Annotated in this window: 23 protein-coding genes; 14 read left to right on the top strand and 9 right to left on the bottom strand. The window is 73.1% G+C overall.

The genetic code is table 11. The features are described from left to right. Positions 1-75 precede the first annotated feature (75 nt). Together FHX73_RS15855 and FHX73_RS15860 are read right to left on the bottom strand one after the other, a co-directional pair. On the bottom strand, positions 76-882 hold the full coding sequence (locus FHX73_RS15855; RefSeq protein WP_425461384.1) for an ECF subfamily RNA polymerase sigma factor, BldN family: 807 nt from the start codon (positions 880-882) through the stop codon (positions 76-78). 492 nt (positions 883-1,374) lie between these two features. Continuing rightward, a complete protein-coding gene (locus tag FHX73_RS15860) occupies positions 1,375-2,382 on the bottom strand; it encodes an HAD family hydrolase (protein WP_170304935.1) in 1,008 nt (335 codons plus the stop codon). A 62-nt stretch (positions 2,383-2,444) separates the two neighbouring features. Here FHX73_RS15860 and FHX73_RS15865 point away from each other — a divergent pair, with 62 nt between their 5' ends. From FHX73_RS15865 to hemB, 6 genes are all read left to right on the top strand, one after another. Then, a complete protein-coding gene (locus tag FHX73_RS15865) occupies positions 2,445-2,726 on the top strand; it encodes a glutaredoxin family protein (protein WP_145905627.1) in 282 nt (93 codons plus the stop codon). Positions 2,727-3,020: 294 nt separating this feature from the next. Next, a complete protein-coding gene (locus tag FHX73_RS15870; RefSeq protein WP_145905628.1) occupies positions 3,021-3,833 on the top strand; it encodes a redox-sensing transcriptional repressor Rex in 813 nt (270 codons plus the stop codon). Continuing rightward, the gene (locus FHX73_RS15875) at positions 3,830-5,176 is read left to right on the top strand and encodes a glutamyl-tRNA reductase (protein ID WP_145905629.1); all 1,347 of its coding nucleotides are present in this window, start codon (positions 3,830-3,832) and stop codon (positions 5,174-5,176) included. The genes FHX73_RS15870 and FHX73_RS15875 overlap by 4 nt, the downstream gene beginning before the upstream one ends. Positions 5,177-5,217: 41 nt before the next feature. After that, positions 5,218-6,225: a hydroxymethylbilane synthase gene (gene hemC / locus FHX73_RS15880; RefSeq protein WP_145905630.1), complete on the top strand. Its 1,008-nt coding sequence runs from the start codon at positions 5,218-5,220 to the stop codon at positions 6,223-6,225. Next, positions 6,225-7,877, top strand: a complete 1,653-nt coding sequence (locus FHX73_RS15885; protein WP_145905631.1) for a bifunctional uroporphyrinogen-III C-methyltransferase/uroporphyrinogen-III synthase — start codon at positions 6,225-6,227, stop codon at positions 7,875-7,877. The genes hemC and FHX73_RS15885 overlap by 1 nt, the downstream gene beginning before the upstream one ends. Positions 7,878-7,908: 31 nt before the next feature. Further along, positions 7,909-8,886 (top strand): porphobilinogen synthase, encoded by a 978-nt coding sequence (gene hemB, locus FHX73_RS15890; RefSeq protein WP_145905632.1) that lies wholly within the window; start codon positions 7,909-7,911, stop codon positions 8,884-8,886. Between the two features lie 63 nt (positions 8,887-8,949). Here the strand turns inward: hemB and FHX73_RS15895 are convergent, their stop codons facing one another. The 3 genes from FHX73_RS15895 to FHX73_RS15900 all read right to left on the bottom strand — a co-directional run bounded on the left by FHX73_RS15895 (position 8,950) and on the right by FHX73_RS15900 (position 10,164). Then, complete coding sequence (locus FHX73_RS15895; RefSeq protein WP_145905633.1) at positions 8,950-9,228, bottom strand: hypothetical protein; 279 nt, start codon at positions 9,226-9,228, stop codon at positions 8,950-8,952. Between the two features lie 169 nt (positions 9,229-9,397). Further along, a complete protein-coding gene (locus FHX73_RS44690) occupies positions 9,398-9,736 on the bottom strand; it encodes a rodlet layer protein (RefSeq protein WP_170304936.1) in 339 nt (112 codons plus the stop codon). A gap of 89 nt (positions 9,737-9,825) precedes the next feature. Continuing rightward, positions 9,826-10,164, bottom strand: coding sequence for a rodlet layer protein (locus FHX73_RS15900; RefSeq protein WP_145905634.1), 339 nt, complete (start codon positions 10,162-10,164; stop codon positions 9,826-9,828). A gap of 467 nt (positions 10,165-10,631) precedes the next feature. Between FHX73_RS15900 and FHX73_RS15905 the strand changes: the two genes are divergently transcribed. Further along, positions 10,632-11,318, top strand: a complete 687-nt coding sequence (locus tag FHX73_RS15905; protein ID WP_145905635.1) for a hypothetical protein — start codon at positions 10,632-10,634, stop codon at positions 11,316-11,318. Between the two features lie 72 nt (positions 11,319-11,390). Here the strand turns inward: FHX73_RS15905 and FHX73_RS15910 are convergent, their stop codons facing one another. The 3 genes from FHX73_RS15910 to FHX73_RS15920 form a co-directional block, all read right to left on the bottom strand. Continuing rightward, complete coding sequence (locus tag FHX73_RS15910) at positions 11,391-11,759, bottom strand: hypothetical protein (RefSeq protein WP_145905636.1); 369 nt, start codon at positions 11,757-11,759, stop codon at positions 11,391-11,393. A 79-nt stretch (positions 11,760-11,838) separates the two neighbouring features. Beyond that, complete coding sequence (locus FHX73_RS15915) at positions 11,839-12,105, bottom strand: chaplin (protein WP_145905637.1); 267 nt, start codon at positions 12,103-12,105, stop codon at positions 11,839-11,841. A gap of 33 nt (positions 12,106-12,138) precedes the next feature. After that, positions 12,139-12,381 (bottom strand): chaplin, encoded by a 243-nt coding sequence (locus FHX73_RS15920; protein WP_145905638.1) that lies wholly within the window; start codon positions 12,379-12,381, stop codon positions 12,139-12,141. A gap of 285 nt (positions 12,382-12,666) precedes the next feature. Here FHX73_RS15920 and FHX73_RS15925 point away from each other — a divergent pair, with 285 nt between their 5' ends. The 5 genes from FHX73_RS15925 to FHX73_RS15945 all read left to right on the top strand — a co-directional run bounded on the left by FHX73_RS15925 (position 12,667) and on the right by FHX73_RS15945 (position 17,721). Further along, the gene (locus FHX73_RS15925) at positions 12,667-12,906 is read left to right on the top strand and encodes a chaplin (protein WP_145905639.1); all 240 of its coding nucleotides are present in this window, start codon (positions 12,667-12,669) and stop codon (positions 12,904-12,906) included. A gap of 214 nt (positions 12,907-13,120) precedes the next feature. Further along, entirely contained in the window at positions 13,121-14,764 is a 1,644-nt protein-coding gene (locus tag FHX73_RS15930; RefSeq protein ID WP_246213552.1) for an RICIN domain-containing protein, read from the top strand. 131 nt (positions 14,765-14,895) lie between these two features. Beyond that, positions 14,896-15,444, top strand: a complete 549-nt coding sequence (locus tag FHX73_RS15935; protein WP_145905640.1) for a SigE family RNA polymerase sigma factor — start codon at positions 14,896-14,898, stop codon at positions 15,442-15,444. Further along, on the top strand, positions 15,441-16,538 hold the full coding sequence (locus tag FHX73_RS15940; RefSeq protein WP_145905641.1) for an alpha/beta hydrolase: 1,098 nt from the start codon (positions 15,441-15,443) through the stop codon (positions 16,536-16,538). The genes FHX73_RS15935 and FHX73_RS15940 overlap by 4 nt, the downstream gene beginning before the upstream one ends. Positions 16,539-16,653: 115 nt before the next feature. After that, a complete protein-coding gene (locus tag FHX73_RS15945) occupies positions 16,654-17,721 on the top strand; it encodes an alpha/beta hydrolase (RefSeq protein WP_145905642.1) in 1,068 nt (355 codons plus the stop codon). Positions 17,722-17,769: 48 nt separating this feature from the next. Here FHX73_RS15945 and FHX73_RS15950 read toward each other — a convergent pair whose 3' ends face one another. Next, a complete protein-coding gene (locus tag FHX73_RS15950; protein ID WP_246213553.1) occupies positions 17,770-18,252 on the bottom strand; it encodes a hypothetical protein in 483 nt (160 codons plus the stop codon). Positions 18,253-18,636: 384 nt separating this feature from the next. Between FHX73_RS15950 and hemL the strand changes: the two genes are divergently transcribed. After that, positions 18,637-19,959 (top strand): glutamate-1-semialdehyde 2,1-aminomutase, encoded by a 1,323-nt coding sequence (gene hemL, locus FHX73_RS15955; protein ID WP_145905644.1) that lies wholly within the window; start codon positions 18,637-18,639, stop codon positions 19,957-19,959. An 11-nt stretch (positions 19,960-19,970) separates the two neighbouring features. Beyond that, the gene (locus FHX73_RS15960; protein WP_145905645.1) at positions 19,971-20,648 is read left to right on the top strand and encodes a histidine phosphatase family protein; all 678 of its coding nucleotides are present in this window, start codon (positions 19,971-19,973) and stop codon (positions 20,646-20,648) included. The last annotated feature ends 3 nt before the right edge of the window (positions 20,649-20,651 follow it).

Below are 20,651 nucleotides of genomic sequence, written 5' to 3' on the forward strand. Positions count from 1 at the left end.
GCCGTCGGTTACGCGTGAGTGATCATGTGACCGCATTCTCACCCGGACGTGTGGGAACAGTCCGCGAGGTGGACTTCACCTGGCATCGGGCGGGAGCAGTCGGGCCAGCGTGCGCACCGCGCGGTACTGCAGGGTCTTGATCGCGCCCTCGTTCTTGCCCATGATCCGGGCCGTCTCGGCCACCGAAAGCCCTTGCAGGAAGCGCAAGGTGACGCACTCCTGCTGCTGCGGGTTGAGCCGGCGCACCGCGTCCAGCAGGGCGGCGTTGGAGAGCGACTCCAGCACCGAGTCCTCCGGACTGCGCTCGCACTCGTTGGAGTCGAGCATCTCGCCGGTGGTCACCTCCAGCCGGAAGCGGCTGGACTTGAAGTGGTCGGCGACCAGGTTGCGCGCGATGGTCACCAGCCAGGCCCCGAAGTCCCGGCCCTGCCAGGTGAAGGTGCCGATCCGGCGCAGCGCCCGCAGGAAGGTCTCGCTGGTCAGGTCCTCGGCCGTGGCCCGGCTGCCGACCCGGTAGTAGATGTACCGGTAGACCGTGTCGCAGTAGTGGTCGTAGAGCCGCCCGAAGGCCTCGCTCTCGCCGGCCTGGGCCCGTTCGACCAGCTCCATGACCGGATTCGGCTCGGCCTCCCCGCCCTGGTGCGGCAGGGTGCGCGAACGCCCCCGGGTGGGCGGCTGGCCGGTGCCCCGGCTGCGGGTGGAGGCGGCGGCCCCGGTGGCGGCCGAGCGCAACGCCTGGCCGATCGGCACCGGTTGCGCCTGGCCGGGCAGGGCCGCCCCGCCGGCGGTCGCCAACTGCGGCCCGGGGAAGGCCAGCTGACTGCGCAGCAGGGAGCGGAGCAGCCGCAGGTTGCGCACGGCGGGCAGGACGGCGGCCGGCACGGGGCGACTCGTGGTGGCGGAGGTCGACGGGCGGGAGGGAGCAGGCGCGTCGTTCCGGACGGGTGGGTACACGGGACTCCCAGAGGCAGAACTGTGGACGGATCACCTCCGCCTGCGCGGAGAGCACGCTCCCCGTCACCCCGACGAGGGGACAGCTGGGGTGGGCGTGCATCCAGGAGAGAATAACGCTTTGTGCAATGACAGCTACACCGTGTGGCCGAAGTGGTCGATAGGGATCCACTTCTCGTGGTATGTGACCCGAAAGTGACCGGATGGGCGGCGGGACCGGGTGGGTTCGGTGACCGCTCGGCGGCCGACTGTGACCGATTCCGAGGTGGGACGGCCGGTTTCCCAGCCGACGGGCGCATCAATCCCCGAGTTTCCGGGGCGTTCGAACGATCAGATCCGGTCACCCGGGCAACCCGGTCGACGGCGCGTCAGATCCCGGGCGCGGCCGCCCTGTTCACGGGGTGTGCGGAGGTTGACGCCGGGTCAGCGGCGGTGCTTCTTGCGGCGCAGCGCGGCGCCGGCCACCGCCGCGCCGCCGAGCACGCCCACGCCGATCGCCGCCGGCACGCCGATCCGGGCCGCCTTGCGGCCCGTGCGGAAGTCCTGCACCCGCCAGCCGTGCGCCCGGGCGTACTTGCGCAGCCGGCCGTCCGGGTTGACCACGAAGGGGTGCCCGACCAGCGAGAGCAGCGGGATGTCGTTGGCCGAGTCGCTGTAGGCGGCGCACCGGCCCAGGTCCAGCTGTTCGCGCCGGGCCAGCGCCCGCACCGCCTCGGCCTTGGCCGGGCCGTGCAGCATCTCGCCGACCAGCCGCCCGGTGTACGCGCCGTCCACCACCTCGGAGACGGTGCCCAGCGCACCGGTCATGCCGAGCCGGCGGGCGATGATCCGGGCCACCTCGACCGGCGCCGCGGTGACCAGCCAGACCCGCTGCCCGGCGTCCAGGTGCATCTGCACCAGCGCCCTGGTGCCCGGCCAGACCTTGGCGGCGACGATGTCCTCGAAGATCTCCTCGCAGATCGCCTCCAGGTCGGCCGTCGCCTTGCCGGCCACCAGGGAGAGCGCGGTGGACTGCGCGTCCGCGATGTGGTCCGGGTCCTCCGCGCCGCGCAGCCGGAAGCAGGCCTGCTGCCAGGCGAACCGGGCCACGTCGCGGCGGTTGAAGAACTTGCGGCGGTAGAGGCCGACGCCGAGGTAGAAGACGGCGGCGCCCTGCAGGATCGTGTTGTCGCAGTCGAAGAAGGCGGCGCCCAGCGGGTGGTCGACCGGCGGACCGGCCGGCGCCGCGGGCTCCCCGGCCTGCTCGGCCTCCCCGAAGCCGGTGGACCCTGCGGACCCGGTGGACCCTGCGGACTCGGCGGTCTCGGCGGCGAGCACCGGGCCGGCCTCGCGCAGCGCCCGCTCCGCCGCGTCGGCGGCGGCCTCGCCCGCCAGGGCGGCCCGCTCGGAGGGGGAACGCCTGGTGCGGGTGAGCCTTCGCAGCGCGGCCATGGCCCCGAGCATAGCCAGCCCGGGGGCCTTCCGGCTGCCCCGCGTCGGCGCACAATGGCCAGGTGAGCCCACTGCTGCGCCGCGCCAAGAGCGCCGATCCCGCCGACCGGACCGTCACCCTGCTGTCCAGGCCCGGCTGCCACCTCTGCGACGACGCGCGGGAGGTGATCACCAGGGTCGTCGGGGAGCTCGGCGCCGGCTTCGAGGAGCGCGACATCACCCAGGACCCGGAGCTGTACCGGACGTACGCGGAACAGATCCCGGTGACGCTGATCGACGGCCGCCAGCACGACTTCTGGCGGGTCGACGAACGCCGGCTGCGCACCGCGCTGACTGGCCGCTAGTTCGGACCGGTGCCGGCGGGCGGCCGGGTCCGGCCGGGCCCGGCCGCGCGTCGCTTAGGTACTGCTTGTCCGAACCATCCCGACTCCGATCCGGGCCCGCCGGACGGGCGTTCGGGGTCGGGGTGCGGCGTGATGCGCGTCACTGTGGCGGGACAAAACGGACACCATCTTTGTGCACACGTTCACAAACGCATAGCCTGGCTGCCAAAGCCCAGCTTCACCCACAGGAGCACCGTGGCAATCGGCCGATCAACCCCCCAGTCACCTCCCCCCACCCCTGCCGACGGAGGCTCCATGCGCCGCACCCCTGTGGGACGTCAGACCCGTGCCGCCCGCGGGATCCCCGAGGCCACCGTCGCCCGGCTCCCGCTCTACCTGCGCGCGCTGACCGCCCTCTCCGAGCGGTCCGTCCCCACCGTCTCCTCCGAGGAGCTCGCGGCTGCGGCCGGGGTCAACTCCGCCAAGCTGCGCAAGGACTTCTCCTACCTCGGCTCCTACGGGACCCGCGGGGTCGGCTACGACGTCGAGTACCTCGTCTACCAGATCTCCCGTGAGCTCGGTCTCACCCAGGACTGGCCGGTGGTCATCGTCGGGATCGGCAACCTGGGCCACGCACTGGCCAACTACGGGGGCTTCGCCTCCCGCGGCTTCCGGGTGGCGGCCCTGCTGGACGCCGACCCGGCGGTGGTCGGCGCCACCGCGGCCGGCCTGCCGGTGCGGCACATGGACGAACTCGAATCCATCGTGGAGAGCCAGCAGGTCTCCATCGGTGTGATCACCACCCCGCCGGGCGCCGCCCAGCAGGTCTGCGACCGCCTGGTCGAAGCCGGGGTGACCAGCATCCTGAACTTCGCGCCGACCGTGCTGACCGTCCCGGACGGGGTGGACGTGCGCAAGGTGGACCTGTCGATAGAGCTGCAGATCCTCGCCTTCCACGAGCAGCGCAAGGCCGGCGAGGAGCCCGAGGACGAGGAGCCCGCCGAGGAGCCGGTGCGCGAGCGCGCCCCCGGTCCGGTGCGGGCCGCCGCCGCCAAGCTGCGCCGGGCCGCCAGTGGTGGCAAGGAGACCAAGGGCGAGACCGACCGGCAGGCGGTGCTGCCCGCATGAGCTTGCTCGTCGTCGGTCTGAGCCACCGCACCGCGCCCGTCACCGTCCTGGAGCGCGCCGCCCTCACCGGCCAGACCCCCACCCGGCTGCTGCACGACGCGGCGGCCACGGCCACCGTCTCCGAGGCGGCGCTGCTGAACACCTGCAACCGGATCGAGCTCTACGCCGAGGTGGACAAGTTCCACGCCGGCGTCGCCGAGCTCTCCCGGCTGCTCGCCGAGCACAGCGGCGTGGACCTGGAGGAGCTCACCGCGCACCTCTACGTCCACTACGAGGACCGCGCGGTGCACCACATCTTCTCGGTCGCCTGCGGCCTGGACTCGATGGTGGTCGGCGAGGGCCAGATCCTCGGCCAGCTGCGCGACGCGCTGGCCCGCGCCCAGGAGGAGCACACCGCCGGGCGCGGCCTCAACGAGCTGTTCCAGCAGGCCCTGCGGGTCGGCAAGCGGGCGCACAGCGAGACCGGCATCGACAAGGCCGGCCAGACCCTGGTCACCTTCGGCCTGGAGCAGGTCGCCGCCGGGGCCGGCGAGATCGCCGGCAAGCGGGCCCTGGTGGTCGGCGCGGGCTCGATGAGCTCGCTGGCCGCCGCCACGCTCTCCCGCGCCGGGGTGTCCGACCTGCTGATCGCCAACCGCACCCCCGAGCGGGCCGAGCGGCTGGCCGCCTCCCTCGGCGCCCGCACCGTGGACTTCGCCAAGGTGCCGCAGGCGCTGGCCGACGTCGACCTGGTGATCTCCTGCACCGGCTCGGCCGGTGTGGTGATCCCGGCCGCCGACGTGGCCGCCGCGATCGCCGTACGGACCGCGCCGGAGCCGCTGGCCTTCCTGGACCTGGCGATGCCCAGGGACGTGGACCACGCGGTGCACGAGCTGCCCGGCGCCCTGCTGGTCGACCTGGAGTCGCTCTCCCAGGCCGACTCGGCCGGCCCCGGCGCGGGCGACGTCGACGCGGTCGGCGGGATCGTCGCCGCCGAGGTGGCCGCCTTCGGCGCCGCCCAGCGGGCCGCCCGGATCGCCCCCACCGTGGTGGCGCTGCGGGCGATGGCCTCCGAGGTGGTCGGCGCCGAGCTGGCCCGCCTGGAATCCCGACTGCCCGACCTGGACGACCGGTCCCGCGCCGAGGTGGCGCAGACCGTCCGCCGGGTGGTCGACAAGCTGCTGCACGCGCCCACGGTGCGGGTCAAGCAGCTGGCCGCCGAGCCCGGCGGCGCCACCTACGCCGACGCGCTGCGCGAGCTGTTCGACCTCGACCCGGGCGCGGTCCGCGCCGTGTCCGGTACGCCGGTGGGGCCCCAGGCACAGCCCGCCGGCGGTAGTCTCGCGGGCGGAGCGGCCCGATGAACCACCCCCACGACCACCAGCACCACCGGGACGAAAACGCTATGAATGGTCAACTGAGCACGCAGCAGGGCCAGTTGGAGGCCGAAACGATACCGCTGCGGCTGGGTACCCGGCGCAGCGCACTGGCCATGGCACAGTCCGGCATGGTCGCTCGCGAGGTCTCCCGGGTCACCGGCCGCGCCGTCGAACTGGTGGAGATCACCACCTACGGCGACACCTCCCGGGAGCACCTGGCGCAGATCGGCGGCACCGGAGTCTTCGTCTCCGCGCTGCGCGACGCGCTGCTGGCCGGCCGGATCGACTTCGCCGTGCACTCGCTCAAGGACCTGCCGACCGCCGCCGCCGAGGGCCTGCGGCTCGCCGCGGTGCCGGAGCGCGAGGACGTCCGGGATGCGCTGATCGCCCGCGAGCGGCTGAACCTGGCCGAGCTGGTCGAGAAGACCCCGGACCGCCCGGTGCGGATCGGCACCGGCTCGCCGCGCCGGATGGCCCAGCTGAACGCCTGGGCCCGGGCCCGCGGCGTCGAGATCGAGACCGTCCCGATCCGCGGCAACGTGGACACCCGGATCGGCTTCGTGCACTCCGGCGAGCTGGACGCGGTGGTGCTCGCCACCGCCGGCCTGAACCGGCTCGGCCGGTCCGCCGAGATCACCGAGCACCTCGACCCCGAGCTGATGCTGCCGGCCCCCGGGCAGGGCGCGCTGGCCATCGAGTGCCGGGCCGACGACACCGGGCTGGCCGCCGCCCTCGGCGCGCTGGACCACGCCCCCACCCGGGCCGCCGTGGTCGCCGAGCGCGCCCTGCTCGCCGCGCTGGAGGCGGGCTGCTCCGCCCCGGTGGCCGCCCTGGCCCACCCGGCCGGCGGCAACGAACTGCGGCTGGAGGGCGTGGTCGGCACCACCGACGGCGCCACCCTGCTGACGATGTCCACCACTGGTCCGCTCGCGTCCGGCGAGTCGGCCGAGGCGGCGGCGCGGGCCCTGGGCCACGCGCTGGCCGCCCGGCTGCTCGCCGACGGGGCGGCCGGTCTGATGGGGGAGCGAGTCTGATGAGCCCCACCGCCACTGCCGACCGGACCGGACGCTGCACCTTCCTGGGTGCCGGCCCCGGCGACCCCGGGCTGCTGACGCTGCGCGCGGTCGAGGTGCTGGCCACCGCCGACCTGCTGATCGCCGACCCGCTGACCGCCGTCGCCGTGCGCAGCCACTGCCCGCAGGCCGTGCAGCTGTACAGCCCGGCGGAGAGCGAGACCGGTCCGCTGGACATCGGCGGCGGTGACCCGGCCGCCATCGGCAAGCTGATCGGCGAGGCCGTGCAGGCCGGCAAGCACGTGGTCCGCACGGTGGACGGCGACCCGGGCCTGGACGGCCGGGCCGCCGAGGAGATGCTGGCCTGCGCCCGCGCCGGACTGGCCTTCGAGGTGATCCCGGGCGTCGCCCAGTCGGTCGGCGTGCCGGCCTACGCGGGAGTGCCGCTGCGCGGCAGCAACGGCGCCGACGTGCGCTTCGTGGACGGCTCCGCGCTGCTGGCCGGCGCCCTGGTCGACCTCGGCGCGCCGGAGACCACCCTGGTGGTCCGCACCACCCTGGGCCAGCTGCCGGCCACCGCGAACGCCCTGGTCAGCCACGGCCGCAAGCCGGACGCCCCGCTCTGCGCCACGCTCTCCGGCACCACCACCCGGCAGCGCACCTTCACCTCCACGCTGAGCGCGATCGCCGCCGACCTGAAGGCCGCCCGGGTGCTGCCCTCGCCGGTCTCCGCCCCGGTCGACCCGGCCACCTCGGTGATAGCCGTGGTCGGTGAGCAGGTCGCGCACCGCTCCTCGCACTCCTGGTTCGAGACCAAGCCGCTGTTCGGCTGGAACGTGCTGGTGCCGCGCACCAAGGAGCAGGCGCACGGCCTCTCCGAGCAGCTGCGCTCCTACGGCGCGGTGCCGCAGGAGGTGCCGACCATCGCGGTCGAGCCGCCGCGCACCCCGCAGCAGATGGAGCGGGCGATCAAGGGCCTGGTCACCGGCCGCTACGAGTGGATCGCCTTCACCTCGGTCAACGCGGTCCGCGCGGTCCGGGAGAAGTTCGAGGAGTACGGCCTGGATGCCCGGGCGTTCGCCGGGATCAAGGTCGCGGCGGTCGGCGAGACCACCGCGCAGGCGCTGGTGGACTTCGGCGTCAAGCCCGACCTGGTGCCCTCCGGCGAGCAGTCCGCCGCCGGGCTGCTGGAGGACTGGCCGCCCTACGACCCGGTGTTCGACCCGATCGACCGGGTGCTGCTGCCGCGCGCCGACATCGCCACCGAGACCCTGGTGGCCGGCCTGGTCGAACTCGGCTGGGAGGTGGACGACGTGACGGCCTACCGGACCGTGCGCGCCTCGCCGCCGCCGGCCGAGACCCGGGAGGCGATCAAGGGCGGCGGCTTCGACGCGGTGCTCTTCACCTCGTCCTCGACCGTGCGCAACCTGGTCGGCATCGCCGGCAAGCCGCACAACGTCACCATCATCGCCTGCATCGGTCCGGCCACCGCCAAGACCGCGGAGGAGCACGGCCTTCGGGTCGACGTGATGGCGCCCGCGCCGTCCGCCTCCGCGCTGGCCCAGGCGCTGGCCGAGTTCGGTGCGGGCCGCCGGGACGCCGCCACCTCGGCCGGCGAGCCGGTGTACCGCCCCAGCGAGCGCCGACCGGGTTCCCGACGCAAGGCGCGCTGATCCCCCGAACCCGCAAGCACGTGGAGGAGTCATGACCTTCCCCGACAGCCGGCCGCGCCGGCTGCGGACCACCCCGGCGGTGCGCCGGCTGGTCGCCGAGACCCGGCTGCACCCCGCGCAGCTGATCCTGCCGGCCTTCGTCCGGGAGGGGATCGGCGAGCCGGTGCCGGTCGGGTCGATGCCGGGCGTGGTCCAGCACACCCGGGACTCCCTGCGCCGGGCCGCCGCGGAGGCGGCCGAGGCGGGGATCGGCGGGATCATGCTGTTCGGCGTGCCGGAGCACAAGGACGCCGTGGGCAGCGCGGGCACCGACCCGGACGGCATCCTGCAGCAGGCGATCCGCGACGTGGTCGCCGAGGTGGGCGAGCAGCTGGTGGTCATGTCGGACCTCTGCCTGGACGAGTTCACCGACCACGGCCACTGCGGCGTGCTGGCGGCGGACGGCTCGGTGGACAACGACGCGACCCTGGAGCGGTACGCGGAGATGGCCGTGGTGCAGGCCGAGGCCGGCGTCCACATGGTCGGCCCGTCCGGGATGATGGACGGTCAGATCGGGGTGGTCCGGCGGGCGCTGGACGCGGCCGGGTACCAGGACACCGCCATCCTGGCCTACACCGCCAAGTACGCCTCGGCGCTCTACGGCCCGTTCCGGGAGGCGGTGGACTCCGGGTTGAAGGGCGACCGCAAGACCTACCAGCAGGACCTGGCCAACGCCCGGGAGGCGCTGCGCGAGCTGGAGCTGGACGTGGCCGAGGGCGCCGACCTGGTGATGGTCAAGCCGGCCGGGCCGTGCCTGGACATCCTGCGCGCGGTGGCCGACCGCTCGCCGGTGCCGGTGGTCGCGTACCAGATCTCCGGCGAGTACTCGATGGTCGAGGCGGCCGCCGCGAACGGCTGGATCGAGCGCGAGCGCACCATCATGGAGTCCCTGCTGTCGATCAGCCGGGCCGGTGGCGAGCAGATCCTCACCTACTGGGCGGTCGAGGCGGCGCGGATGCTCCGCGCCTGACGGCACGTCATGACCGAGGGGGCGTCAGCCGGTCGGCTGACGCCCCCTCAGTCGTGCTCCGGCTCAGCCGTGGTGGTGCCAGCCGTCGATGGACACCTCGTCGCCGCCCTCGCCGCCGGTGGCCTCGTCGGTGGCCCAGAACGCGTGCTCGCCCTTGGTGTGCACGTGGCCCGCGCAGGCGAAGCCCTCGCCCCAGCCGGCCGCGAACGGGTGGTGCGCGGTGACCACGCCGCCGCCCTCGCCGCCGACCGCGACGTGCGCGGAGGCGGTGGAGGCGCCCAGGCCGACGATCATCAGCGCGCCGGCCGCGACGGCGGCGGCCCGGCCCAGCATCTTCTGCATGAGATTTGGTCCTCTCGGTGGGACGCGCCGGTGGGGCGCGTCGGGTGGAACGCGTTGCCGAATGACAGAGCGGGGCTGGCCGGAGTGCTCCGCCAACCCCGCTCGGGTACTGCTCCGTCGGGTCAGGTACTGCTCTGGAGGGTCAGGGTGGTGCGTGGGTGGGGCTGGATCAGCCGATCAGGTGCGACAGGGCGCCGTCGCCGTTGCTCTGGGTGGTCTGGCCCACGTTGCAGATCTGGTGGTTCTGCTGGTTGAGGACCGGGACGTCCACCTGGACCGGGATCAGGCCGACCTGGACGTGGTGGACCTCGGGCAGGCAGATGTTCGGGTTGTCCAGGGTGTGGAAGTTCGGGCTGTGGTCGCCGTGGGTGCCGGTGGCGTTGGTGCCGCCGTCGCCCTGGACCGAGGCGGCGGAGCCGTCCGCGTCGCCGATGGCGAAGGAGGGCGCGCTGGCCATCGCGATGGCGGCGGTGGCCAGGCCGGCGGTGGCGAAGACCTTCTTCAGCATGGGGTGCTCTCTCTGGCTGTGTGAATGGGTGGTGCGGAGGGGGTCACCGCTGGCTGCGGTGGGTGGTGCAAGTGCGGGGACCGGCTGGGTCAGCCGATCAGGTGCGAGGCGACGCCGTCGCCGTTGGTCTGGGTCGGCTGGCCGACGTTGCAGACCTGGTGCAGCTGCTGGTTGCCGACCGGGATGTCCGCCTGGACCGGGATCAGGCCGACCTGGACGTGGTGGATCTCCGGCAGGCAGATGTTCGCGTTGTCCAGCACGTGGAAGTTGGGGCTGTGGTCGCCCCAGGTGCCGGTGTTGTTGGTGCCACCGTTGCCCGACAGGCTGGCCGCGGAGCCGTCCGCGTTGCCGATCGCCATGGCGGGGGACACGGCCGCGCCGAGCGCCGCGGCGGCCAGGCCGGCAACGGCCAGGGTCTTCTTGATCATGGGAAATTCCTCTCTGGGTTTTACTGCGTCGCTGCGTCTCGGTGCAATGCGTGAAACGAATTGCCCTGGTCCCTGGTCACCGCGGCTTTCGCGGCCTATTCGGATACGACCTGTTCGGGGGTGGATCGCCAGCTGGCAGGATCTCCGGCTGCCGGGCGATCGGTGTCCGAACCGGCCGCAGTGGTGCGGCGACACCGATATCAAAGAACGGCGGGCGGGAAAGTTACGCGAGGCTGGGCGGAAAAACTCCGGGACGGCCCGTTCGGGGGCCTCTGTGGTCGTACTAATACGCCACCCGGGCTAAGCGAGGGATTGCTGCGCCCACTCCCGACCCCGCGGCTCGTTGAGGCAGTTCGGGGTGCCTGCTATCGACCGGGCCCACCTGCCACACCTGGCTCACTTGCCACACCTGGCTCACTGCCACACCTGCCTCAAGCTGCCTCATACAGACGGGATCAGAGAAGACGATGAAGCTGTCCAAGCGGAGCGGTGCCCTGCTGCTGGCCGCCGGCGCCTCGGCCATTGCCGGCCAGGCCGTCGCCCAGACCGCGGCCCAGGCCGCCCCGGCGACCCCGATGACCCCCGGTCAGGTCGCCGCGCTGGAGAACGGCCTGGCCACGAAGACGGTGCCGCTGCGGGTGCCGCTGGAGACGGTCACCCAGCACGCCCCGATGCTGCCGCTCGCCGGCGACGTGCACGGCGCGCTGCCCGCCTCCCCGGTGCTGCCGCCGGTCCCGTCCGAGCAGGGCAAGCACGAACTGATGCCCGATCAGGTGGTGCCCCCGCTGAACTTCAGCCGGGTCGGCCCGAGCCTGGAGACCGCGCTGCCGCTGCCCGCGGTGGCCGACGGGGTGCGCCCGGGCAACCTCGACCTGGACTCGCCGCAGTCCCCGCTGAAGGCGATCGGCCCGGCGGTCGGCGTGGGCCACCCGCTCTCCTTCGTCGAGGGGGCCGACGGCCAGCTCAAGGACGGCTCGCTGAGCACCGGTGACCTGGACCCGCGGCTGGTGCCCGGCGCGATCTCCGCGGTCCCCGGCGCCAAGGCCACCCTGGGCGGCCCGCAGCAGAACACCACGCTGCTCCAGGCCGCGCAGAACCTGCTCGCCACCGGCTCCGCGGTGGCCGACGAGGCGACCCGCGGCGACCAGGGCTGAGCCCCCGTCAGCCACCGCCGGTCGGGCCCGGTGCGCAGCGGCGCACCGGGCCCGACCGGTGTGCGGAGCCGGTCAGCGGCCCGGCAGCGCGCCGAGCAGCAGCCCGGCCACCGGGAGGTCCTTGGCGCCGCCGCCGTCGCTCAGCGAGCCGGTGGCCGCGGTGGTGGAGACCTGCGGCACGCCGTTGTCCGGCTGCACCGCGAGCACGTTGTTCAGCGGGTCGACCGCGGACTTGGCGAACGGGTCGAGGCGCAGGTCCTTGACCGGGCCGAGCACGTAGCCGGTGGTGCCGTGCAGCGCGCCGAGCGCGGGGCCGACCTGGGTGGGCCGCAGGGCGGCGGTGGGCGCGGGCGCGGCGGCCGCGGCGGCGCCGGCCGCCACCGGGACCAGCAGCAGGGCGGTGCCGGCGGCGGCCAGCGCGCCCGTGGTGGAGGGGTTCAACCGAGTGTCCTTTCACTGGATGCGGCTCTGGCCCCCCGGACCACGTCCGGGGGGCCAGCAGTGCACGGGGACGGACTGCTCAGCAGTCGTCGTCGTGGTGCGGGTGGGCGTCGGCGTTGATGCAGGTGTTGCCGAAGGCCGGGTTCAGCGCGCCGATCACGTTGACGGTGTCGCCGCAGAGGTTGACCGGGATGTGCACCGGAACCTGAACCGCGTTGCCGGAGAGCACACCGGGGGAGTGCGCGGCCACGCCCTCCGCACCGGCGCTGGCCATCGCGGTGCCGGCGCTGCCGAGCGCCAGGCCGAGGGCCGCGGTGGACAGGATGGCGATCTTCTTGGCGTTCATGGGAGAGACCTCCTTGGTCTAACTGGGGGTTGGTCAGCCGTGGTTGATGCAGGTGTTGCCGAAGGCCGGGTTCAGCAGGCCGATCACGTTGACGGTGAGGCCGCAGGCGTTGATCGGCACGTGCACCGGGACCTGGACGAGGTTGCCGGAGAGCACGCCCGGGGAGCCGGCCGCGACGCCCTCGGCGCCCGAGCTGGCGGCGGCGGCGCCGGCGCCGCCCAGCAGCAGGCCGGCCGCGGCGGCGGAGAGGACCAGGGTCTTGGAGAACTTGCGCATGGTTTTTCCTCCGTTGATTCCCGGGACGGACTCCCGAGTTCTCTGTTGGGCCCGGGGCATTCCCGGGCGGGAACGTTTCCGAGGCGGTACGTGAAAGCGCTTCGGGAACGAGAACGAGGATCCGGGCGACCGGAAACGGGTACCGGCGTGAAACATCACCCGATCGCCGGGCGGCGCCGCCGGGTTCGTACGAACGGGTGATTCGCGCGCCCCGGCCGCAACTGCCGTGCGGGCGGGTCGTTCCAGATCATGCACGCATCGTGCTCAGTAACAAGGAGACTCAATATGAGCGTCAAGAAGGCTGCCGCCGTCGGCGCCGCCGTGGTCGGCATCGTGGCCGCGGGTGCCGGTACCGCCCTGGCCAGCGCTGGTGCCGAGGGCGCCGCGGTCGGTTCCCCGGGTGTGCTCTCCGGCAACGCGGTCCAGGTGCCGATCCACATCCCGGTCAACGTCTGCGGCGACAGCGTCGACGTGATCGGCCTGCTGAACCCGGCCTTCGGCAACACCTGCGTCAACAACGGCTGATCCAGCCGCTGCTGCGACGCGGCGCCGCCGCCCGCCGCCTCCCCTCCTGGGGCGGTCCGGGCGGCGGCGCCGTTCGCGTTCCGGCCGCCGGGTGTCTGCCGAAGGATGTGAGCCTGCCTCAACTTCGGCTGTCGCAAGCCTTGTTGTACTACTTGTCAGTACCTAGCATGTGACTCCGCTCACCGCACCGCTCCGCCCCCTCGAAGGAGTCCGTGTGACCAGGAGACACCCCTTCCGCGCCCCCGCCGCGCTGCTCGCCGCCGCCGCACTGGGCGCGGCCCTCGGCCTCACCGCCCCACCGGCGAGCGCCGCCGCCACCCCCACCGCCACCCACGCCGGCCTGGCTCCCGCGATCGTCTCGCTGGGCGACAGCGCGATCTCCGGCGAGGGCGCCGGCACCGACACCAGCGACGGCTACTTCCCGGGCACCGACGGGCCCAAGGACTACTGCCACCGCCACCCGCAGTCGGAGATCTTCGACACCGGCCTGTCCGGAGTCACCGCGATCGACCTGGCCTGCTCCGGCGCCCAGACCGGCGACCTGACCAGCGACCCGGTGCTGGCGCAGACCACCGGCGGCGGCAGCGGCGACTTCGGCGAGCCCAAGCAGGACGTCCAACTCGCCCAGACCGCCGGCAAGTACGACGTCAAGATGGTCGTGGTGACGATCGGCGCCAACGACGACTTCGACTTCAGCGGCATCATGGAGAGCTGCCTCGGGCAGTACTTCCCGATCCCCAAGGGCACCGGCTGCCGGGACACCATCGGCAGTGCCGCGATCACCCAGCGGGCCGCCAAGGTGATCCCCAAGGTGGTGGCCGCGCTCACCGACGTCCGGCAGACCATGCGTCAGGCCGGCTACGCGGACGGCGACTACCAGCTGGTCTTCCAGTCCTACTTCACCCCGCTCACCCCGGACATCCGCAGCAACGACTACGCGACCAAGATCGCCCAGGGCTGCCCGGCCTACCCGGAGGACATGGCCTGGGGCCACAACTGGGTGGTGCCGACCTTCGAGGACGCGCTGCGGCAGGCCGCCGAACAGGTGCCCGGGGTGCGCTACCTGGACCAGCGCCGGGTCTCCTACGGCCACGAGGTCTGCGCCGAGATGACCACCTCGCCGTACGAGTACACCAACGGCGACGTGATCGACCTCTCGGAGAACACCCGCAACGGCTGCGACTACCCGATCGGCATCCTCTCGCTCTGCGAGAACGAGATCCGGCAGTCCTTCCACCTGCGGGTGGCCGGCTACCAGGGCGAGGGCAACTGCCTCGGCGAGTTCTACGACCAGCCGGCCCGGCAGGAGGCCTACTGCACCCTGGACCAGGGCGACGGCACCACCATCGAGCCGCTCACCCCGGGCCGCCCGTTCGACGACGCCCCGGACGACGGCGCCTGGTTCCAGCTCACCAACGCGGCCACCGGCCAGGTGCTCGACCTCTCCGGCGGCGGCACCTACGGCGACAGCACCAACGGCCGGGCCGCGATCGGCTACCAGGCCACCGGCGGGCTGAACCAGTCCTTCGTCATGGAGGCCAAGCCGGGCGGCAGCTACGAGCTGGACTTCAGCGGCAACCGGAACATGTGCCTGGACGCCACCGGCGGGGCCACCGGCGCCGGCACCCAGCTGGAGCAGTGGGGCTGCAACGGCGGCGGCAACCAGCACTGGCTGGTCACCCCGTCCGGCTCCGGCACCTACCGCCTCGCCGACTCGCAGGACCCGTCCGCGGTCGCCACCCTGACCACCGCTCAGGACTCCCAGGGCAACCCGCTGGTCCAGCTCGCCCCCGACACCGGCGCGGCCAACCAGCAGTGGCAGCTCACCAAGCTCGGCATCGTCTACCTGCACGGCTGACCGCACACCCTGACACCGCACACCTGACGGTCCGCCGGGATTGCCCTCCCGGCGGGCCGTCAGGCTTTTTCGCCGATCAGGCAACCTGATCCACGAAGTAGGTGGTCTGGACGGGCGAGGGGGTGGGGCTGATGGGCAGCTACGACGAGGAGGCGGAGTTCAGCGCGTTCGTCCAGGGCAGGTGGAACGGCCTGGTCCGGACGGCGTACCTGCTGACCGGGAACCGGCACGACGCGGAGGACCTGGCGCAGACCGCGCTGGCCAAGGCGTACGCGTCCTGGCGCCGCGTCCGCAGCAGCACCAGCCCGGACGCGTACCTGCGCCGGATCCTGGTGACCAGCAACATCGACCGCTTCCGCAAGCGCCGCTTGACCGAGTACCCGACCGGCGACCTGCTGGAGCCGAGCGGCCCGCACCCGGCGGACGCCAGCGCACAGGTCGACCAGCGCCAGGTGCTCTTCGCCGTGCTCGCCACGCTGCCCGCACGGCAGCGCGCCGTGGTGGTGCTGCGCTACTGGGAGGACCTCGCCGAGGCGCAGGTCGCCGACGCGCTCGGCTGCTCCATCGGCACCGTCAAGAGCCAGGCCGCCAAGGGGCTGGCCAAGCTGCGCGCCCATCCCGGCCTCACCGACCTCAGCCCGATGGCCACGACCGACCCCAGATCGAAGGTGCCCGCATGACCTGGTCTGACGAGGACCACACACCCACCGACGAACCAGGGCTGCGCCACGCCCTCGCGCACGGCGCGGCGGACATCGTCATCTCCCCGCCGCCGTACGCGCGGATCGTCCGCGACGGCCGCGCGCACCGCCGCCGCCGGGCCGCGGTGCGCAGCGCCGTCGTCGTGACGGCGGTCGTCGTCCCCGCGCTCACCCTCGCGCTGCTGCCGGGCCGCCACCCGGCTCCACCGCCCGACCGGGCCGCCGCGGTCCCCGCCGCCGCAGGCCCGGCCACCGCGGCCCCCGCCGCTTCGCACGCCGATTTCACCGCCGCGGCTGACAGCACGGTCCCCCGGGACGTCAAGGTCACCCAGCTCAACGGGCCGCTCTCCGGGATCGACGCCGAGGTCATGGTCTGGCTCCCGCCGCAGTACGACGACCCCGCCTACCGGGACCGCAGCTTCCCGGTCGTGGAGCTGCTCCCCGGCCAAGGAGCCCCGAGCAGCATCTGGTTCAGCCGCCTGAACGCCTCGGATCAGCTCAAGCCGATGATCGCGAACGGCTCGGCGCTGCCGTTCATCCTGGTCGCGCCGCGCTTCACCGGCCTCGGCGGCGTCCAGGACACCGGCTGCGCGGACCTGCCCGGCCGGCCGAAGGCCGAGACCTGGCTCACCCGCGACGTCCCGCAGCTCGTCCTCGACAACTTCCGCGCCGAACCCGCCCCCCAGCACTGGGCGGTGGCCGGCTACTCGGCGGGCGGCCAGTGCGCGACCCGGCTGGCCATCGCCCACCCCGACCGCTACGGCGCGGGGGTGAGCCTGAGCGGCGTCAACGACCCCGCCGGGGACCCGACCAGCCCCGTCGGCCGCGACAAGACCCTGCGCACCCAGGACAACCCGCTGCTGATGCTCCGTCGGGCCGCCCGGCCGCCGGCCGTCGCCCTCTACGCGGCGGGCGCCAAGGGCGACGGACTGGAGGACGGCCAGGCGCTGGCCGCGGCGGCCGAGCCGCCGACCACCGTCACGGTCGGCGAACTCGTCGGCCCGCGCGACCTCCCGCTCTGGCGGGGCGCCCTGCCGGCGGTCTTCGACTGGCTCTCCCGGCGACTCAAGTGACCTGGCGGGACCTGGCAACTTCGCGCGCCGGTCCAGCGTCATTGATCGTGAACGGCCGGCCACTCCACCCGAGGAAGGTGCGCCAGGCGTGATACCGATCGGAGCGTCCCCCACCGTGCGACAGCCGCAGTCCCAGCCCACCCGTATCCGCGCGGTCCTGGCCGGCGTGACCGCGCTGGCCCTGTCCGCCGCGCTGGCGGCCTGCAGTGGTGGCAGCAGCGGCACTCCGGCCGCCGACGCCAAGGCGGGCGGCGGCGCGGCGGCCTCCGCGCCGGCCGGCTCGGGCGCCCCGGCGGCGCCGGTCCCGACGGGCGGCAGCGCGGCGCCGGCGGGTGCCAAGGTCGTCATGCCGACCGGGCCGGCCGCCAACCTGAAGAAGGCCCGGGACACCAAGGCCGGCCCGATCATGATGACCACCCTGGCGGGCCCCAAGTCCGGTGTCTCCGCCGACGTCTGGGTCTGGCTGCCGCCGCAGTACAACGACCCCAAGTACGCGCACTACGGCTTCCCCGTGCTCACCCTCTACGCGGGCGGTCAGAGCAACGGCTACAACACCTGGACCGACGAGCACCAGCTGCCGATCCAGGACATCGACGCCCAGCTCGCCCAGCAGCAGAAGGCGCACCCCTTCATCATGATCATGCCGGTGCAGAACCTGACGGGCGACGAGCACCACTCCTTCGACTGCTCCGACATCCCCGGCCAGCCCAAGATGGGCACCTGGATGTCCCAGGACGTCCCGGACTTCGTCCGGGCCAACTTCCGCACCCTCAAGGGCCGGGACAGCTGGGGCCTGATGGGCGCCTCCAGCGGCGCCGACTGCAGCGCCAAGCTGGCCATGCAGCACCCCGACCTCTTCAAGGCCGCCGTGGCGATCGACGGCGACTTCGTCGCGGACTCCTGGTCCTGGAAGGGCCACGAGGCCGAGCAGGCCGCCAACAGCCCCGACAAGCTGATCGCCAGCAGCAAGGCCGATGTCCGGATACTCGCCACCGCCGGCGGCGGCAGCGCCTACGAGGTGGGCGTGGTCAAGCGGTGGATGGCCAAGGCCGCCGCGCCGACCACCGTCGAGTACTACGAGGAGCCCGGCGGCGAGCACAGCACCGTCGACTTCGGGAAGCTGATCCCGATGAGCCTGGACTGGCTCACCAAGAACCTCACCGGCCCGCAGAGCGACAGCTGACGACCCGTGCTGCCCTGACGGTCAGTCAGCGAAGCCGTTGACGGACCGTCAGGGCCAGACCAGGCAGTACAGCTGGTGCCCCGCGTCGTGCAGCCGGTTCGCGAAGTCCTGCCACTCGTGCAGCATCGAGTAGATGACGAAGGCGTCGCGCGGACCGCGGCGGTCCGGGACGGTCGACCAGATGAAGGCGGCGGCGCCGAGCTCGGTCTCGTCGGCCTTGCGCAGCGGTTCCACGACGGTGGAGGGCAGCTGGACCACGGCGTAGTCGGGGTGCAGGACGACCAGTTCGAGCGGCGGGACCTGGTGCAGCGGGACGCCCTGGATGCCGGTGAGCACCATCGCGCTCATCGTCTCCGGCTTGATCTTGGTGGAGAGGTGGCCGTTGGGCGAGCCGCTGGTCTCCATCAGGTCGCCGAGCCGGCCGAGCGAACCGAGCTCGCCGGCGTCCAGCCCGAGACCCCCGGGGCCCAGCGCGGTGGGGACTCTGGCGGCGGTGGCGCGGTCGGGTGCCCCGAAGTACTTGTACGTCACCCCCACGCGACCTTCACCCCGCCTTCCCCTTCCCGCTCGGGCTGCCTTGCGGCCTGCCCCCGCGGCCTCCTCGAAGCCGTCCTGCTCCTCGGACACTCGGACCATCCTCACCGGAATTCGCCGGAATCGACAGACCCCCGGGCCCTCGGCGTCCCGCCGAAGGCCCCATTTTCCCGTTGTGCCGCCGCTGTGCGACCGAAACCGGACATCTCGGCCGGATCCCGACGCCTTCCCCGGACCGTGGCCCGGGGTTCGTCACATCCAGTGTGCGGGATGAATCGACCCGTGGCCGCACACGGATCATCGTTCCAGATGATCGGGTCCGACATGCAGAGGTAAAGGACACGATTTGAGACCGGAGCCGGTTTGAGAGGATGGGGTCTCGTGAGCTACCCGTATGAAGCCCCTCAGTCCCAAGCGCTCTTCGACCGCGCGGCGGCCGTGACCCCCGGCGGCGTCAACTCGCCGGTCCGCGCCTTCCGTGCGGTGGGCGGCACGCCGCGGTTCATGGTGTCCGGCAGCGGCCCCTACCTGACCGACGCCGACGGTCGCGAGTACGTCGACCTGGTCTGCTCGTGGGGGCCGATGCTCCTCGGCCACGCCCACCCGGCGGTGATCGAGGCCGTGCAGCGGGCCGTGGTCCGCGGCACCTCCTTCGGCACCCCCGGCGAGGGCGAGGTGGAGCTGGCCGAGGAGATCGTCGCCCGGGTCGCCCCGGTCGAGCAGGTCCGGCTGGTCTCCTCCGGCACCGAGGCCACCATGTCCGCGATCCGACTGGCCCGCGGCTTCACCGGCCGGGCCAAGATCGTGAAGTTCGCCGGCTGCTACCACGGCCACGTGGACTCGCTGCTGGCCGCCGCCGGCTCCGGCCTGGCCACCTTCGCGCTGCCCGACACCCCCGGCGTCACCGGCGCCCAGGCCGGCGACACCATCGTGCTGCCCTACAACGACCTGGCCGCCGTCGAGCAGGCCTTCGCCCAGCACCCCGGCGAGATCGCCGCGGTGATCACCGAGGCCTCGCCCGGCAACATGGGCGTGGTCCCGCCGCTGCCCGGCTTCAACGGCGGGCTGGCCAAGCTCTGCCGGGAGAACGGCGCGCTCTTCGTCTCCGACGAGGTGATGACCGGTTTCCGCGTCTCCAAGGCCGGCTGGTACGGCCTGGAGGCGGCCCACGAGGGCTGGGCCCCGGACCTGCTGACCTTCGGCAAGGTCATGGGCGGCGGCTTCCCGGCCGCGGCCTTCGGCGGCCGGGCCGACGTGATGGCCCAGCTGGCCCCGGCCGGCCCGGTCTACCAGGCCGGCACCCTCTCCGGGAACCCGATCGCCACCGCCGCCGGCCTGGCCCAGCTGCGCAACTGCACCGACGAGGTCTACGCCACCGTGGACCGGGTCGCCGGGACCGTCTCCGGCCTGGTCACCGAGGCGCTGGCCAAGGAGGGCGTGGCGCACCGGGTGCAGAAGGCCGGCAGCATGTTCTCGGTCTTCTTCACCGAGCGGCCGGTCACCGACTACGCCTCGGCGAAGACCCAGGAGTCCTTCCGGTTCACCGCCTTCTTCCACAGCCTGCTGGCCGACGGCGTCTACCTGCCGCCGTCCGCCTTCGAGTCCTGGTTCGTCTCGGCGGCCCACGACGAGCGGGCGATCGAGCGGATCGCCGCTGCCCTGCCCGCCGCGGCCCGCGCCGCGGCGGCCGCCACCGCGAACTGATTGGACATCCAATGAGCGAGATCACTGTGGTGCACCTGATGCGCCACGGCGAGGTGCACAACCCGGAGGGCGTGCTCTACGGCCGGCTGCCCGGCTACCACCTCTCCGACCTCGGCCGGCAGATGGCCGACCGGGTGGCCGAGCACCTGGCGGACCGGGACATCACCCACGTGGTGGCCTCGCCGCTGGAGCGCGCCCAGGAGACCGCCGGGCCGATCGGCAAGGCGCACGGGCTGGACATCGCGGTGGACCAGCGGCTGATCGAGGCCGGCAACGTCTTCGAGGGCAAGGTCTTCGGGGTCGGCGACGGCGCGCTGAAGAACCCGTCCGCCTGGAAGTACCTGACCAACCCGTTCCGGCCGTCCTGGGGCGAGCCCTACATCGACCTCGCGGTGCGGATGATGGCCGCGCTGGCCGCCGCCCGGGACGCCGCCCGGGGCCACGAGGCGGTCGCGGTCAGCCACCAGTCGCCGATCTGGATCGCCCGCTCGTTCGCCGAGAAGCGCCGGCTCTGGCACGACCCGCGCAAGCGGCAGTGCTCGCTGGCCTCGCTCACCAGCTTCACCTACGAGGGCGACCGGCTGGTCTCGATCGGCTACCGCGAGCCGGCCCGCGACCTGCTGCCGGCCCACCTGAGCGGCAAGGGGCGCAAGGGCGACGCGCCGGTGGCCAAGAGCTTCGGGGCCTAACCA

Origin of the sequence: Kitasatospora viridis, from assembly GCF_007829815.1 — a bacterium.
GTDB lineage: Bacteria > Actinomycetota > Actinomycetes > Streptomycetales > Streptomycetaceae > Kitasatospora > Kitasatospora viridis.

Excerpts from the sequence above, each read along its gene's own strand:
- FHX73_RS15860 (WP_170304935.1), bottom strand. The coding sequence starts at position 2,382 with ATGGCCGCGCTGCGAAGGCTCACCCGCACCAGGCGTTCCCCCTCCGAG.
- FHX73_RS15870 (WP_145905628.1), top strand. The coding sequence starts at position 3,021 with ATGCGCCGCACCCCTGTGGGACGTCAGACCCGTGCCGCCCGCGGGATC.
- FHX73_RS15875 (WP_145905629.1), top strand. The coding sequence starts at position 3,830 with ATGAGCTTGCTCGTCGTCGGTCTGAGCCACCGCACCGCGCCCGTCACC.
- hemC (WP_145905630.1), top strand. The coding sequence starts at position 5,218 with ATGAATGGTCAACTGAGCACGCAGCAGGGCCAGTTGGAGGCCGAAACG.
- FHX73_RS15885 (WP_145905631.1), top strand. The coding sequence starts at position 6,225 with ATGAGCCCCACCGCCACTGCCGACCGGACCGGACGCTGCACCTTCCTG.
- hemB (WP_145905632.1), top strand. The coding sequence starts at position 7,909 with ATGACCTTCCCCGACAGCCGGCCGCGCCGGCTGCGGACCACCCCGGCG.
- FHX73_RS15895 (WP_145905633.1), bottom strand. The coding sequence starts at position 9,228 with ATGCAGAAGATGCTGGGCCGGGCCGCCGCCGTCGCGGCCGGCGCGCTG.
- FHX73_RS44690 (WP_170304936.1), bottom strand. The coding sequence starts at position 9,736 with ATGCTGAAGAAGGTCTTCGCCACCGCCGGCCTGGCCACCGCCGCCATC.
- FHX73_RS15900 (WP_145905634.1), bottom strand. The coding sequence starts at position 10,164 with ATGATCAAGAAGACCCTGGCCGTTGCCGGCCTGGCCGCCGCGGCGCTC.
- FHX73_RS15905 (WP_145905635.1), top strand. The coding sequence starts at position 10,632 with ATGAAGCTGTCCAAGCGGAGCGGTGCCCTGCTGCTGGCCGCCGGCGCC.
- FHX73_RS15915 (WP_145905637.1), bottom strand. The coding sequence starts at position 12,105 with ATGAACGCCAAGAAGATCGCCATCCTGTCCACCGCGGCCCTCGGCCTG.
- FHX73_RS15920 (WP_145905638.1), bottom strand. The coding sequence starts at position 12,381 with ATGCGCAAGTTCTCCAAGACCCTGGTCCTCTCCGCCGCCGCGGCCGGC.
- FHX73_RS15925 (WP_145905639.1), top strand. The coding sequence starts at position 12,667 with ATGAGCGTCAAGAAGGCTGCCGCCGTCGGCGCCGCCGTGGTCGGCATC.
- FHX73_RS15935 (WP_145905640.1), top strand. The coding sequence starts at position 14,896 with ATGGGCAGCTACGACGAGGAGGCGGAGTTCAGCGCGTTCGTCCAGGGC.
- FHX73_RS15940 (WP_145905641.1), top strand. The coding sequence starts at position 15,441 with ATGACCTGGTCTGACGAGGACCACACACCCACCGACGAACCAGGGCTG.
- FHX73_RS15960 (WP_145905645.1), top strand. The coding sequence starts at position 19,971 with ATGAGCGAGATCACTGTGGTGCACCTGATGCGCCACGGCGAGGTGCAC.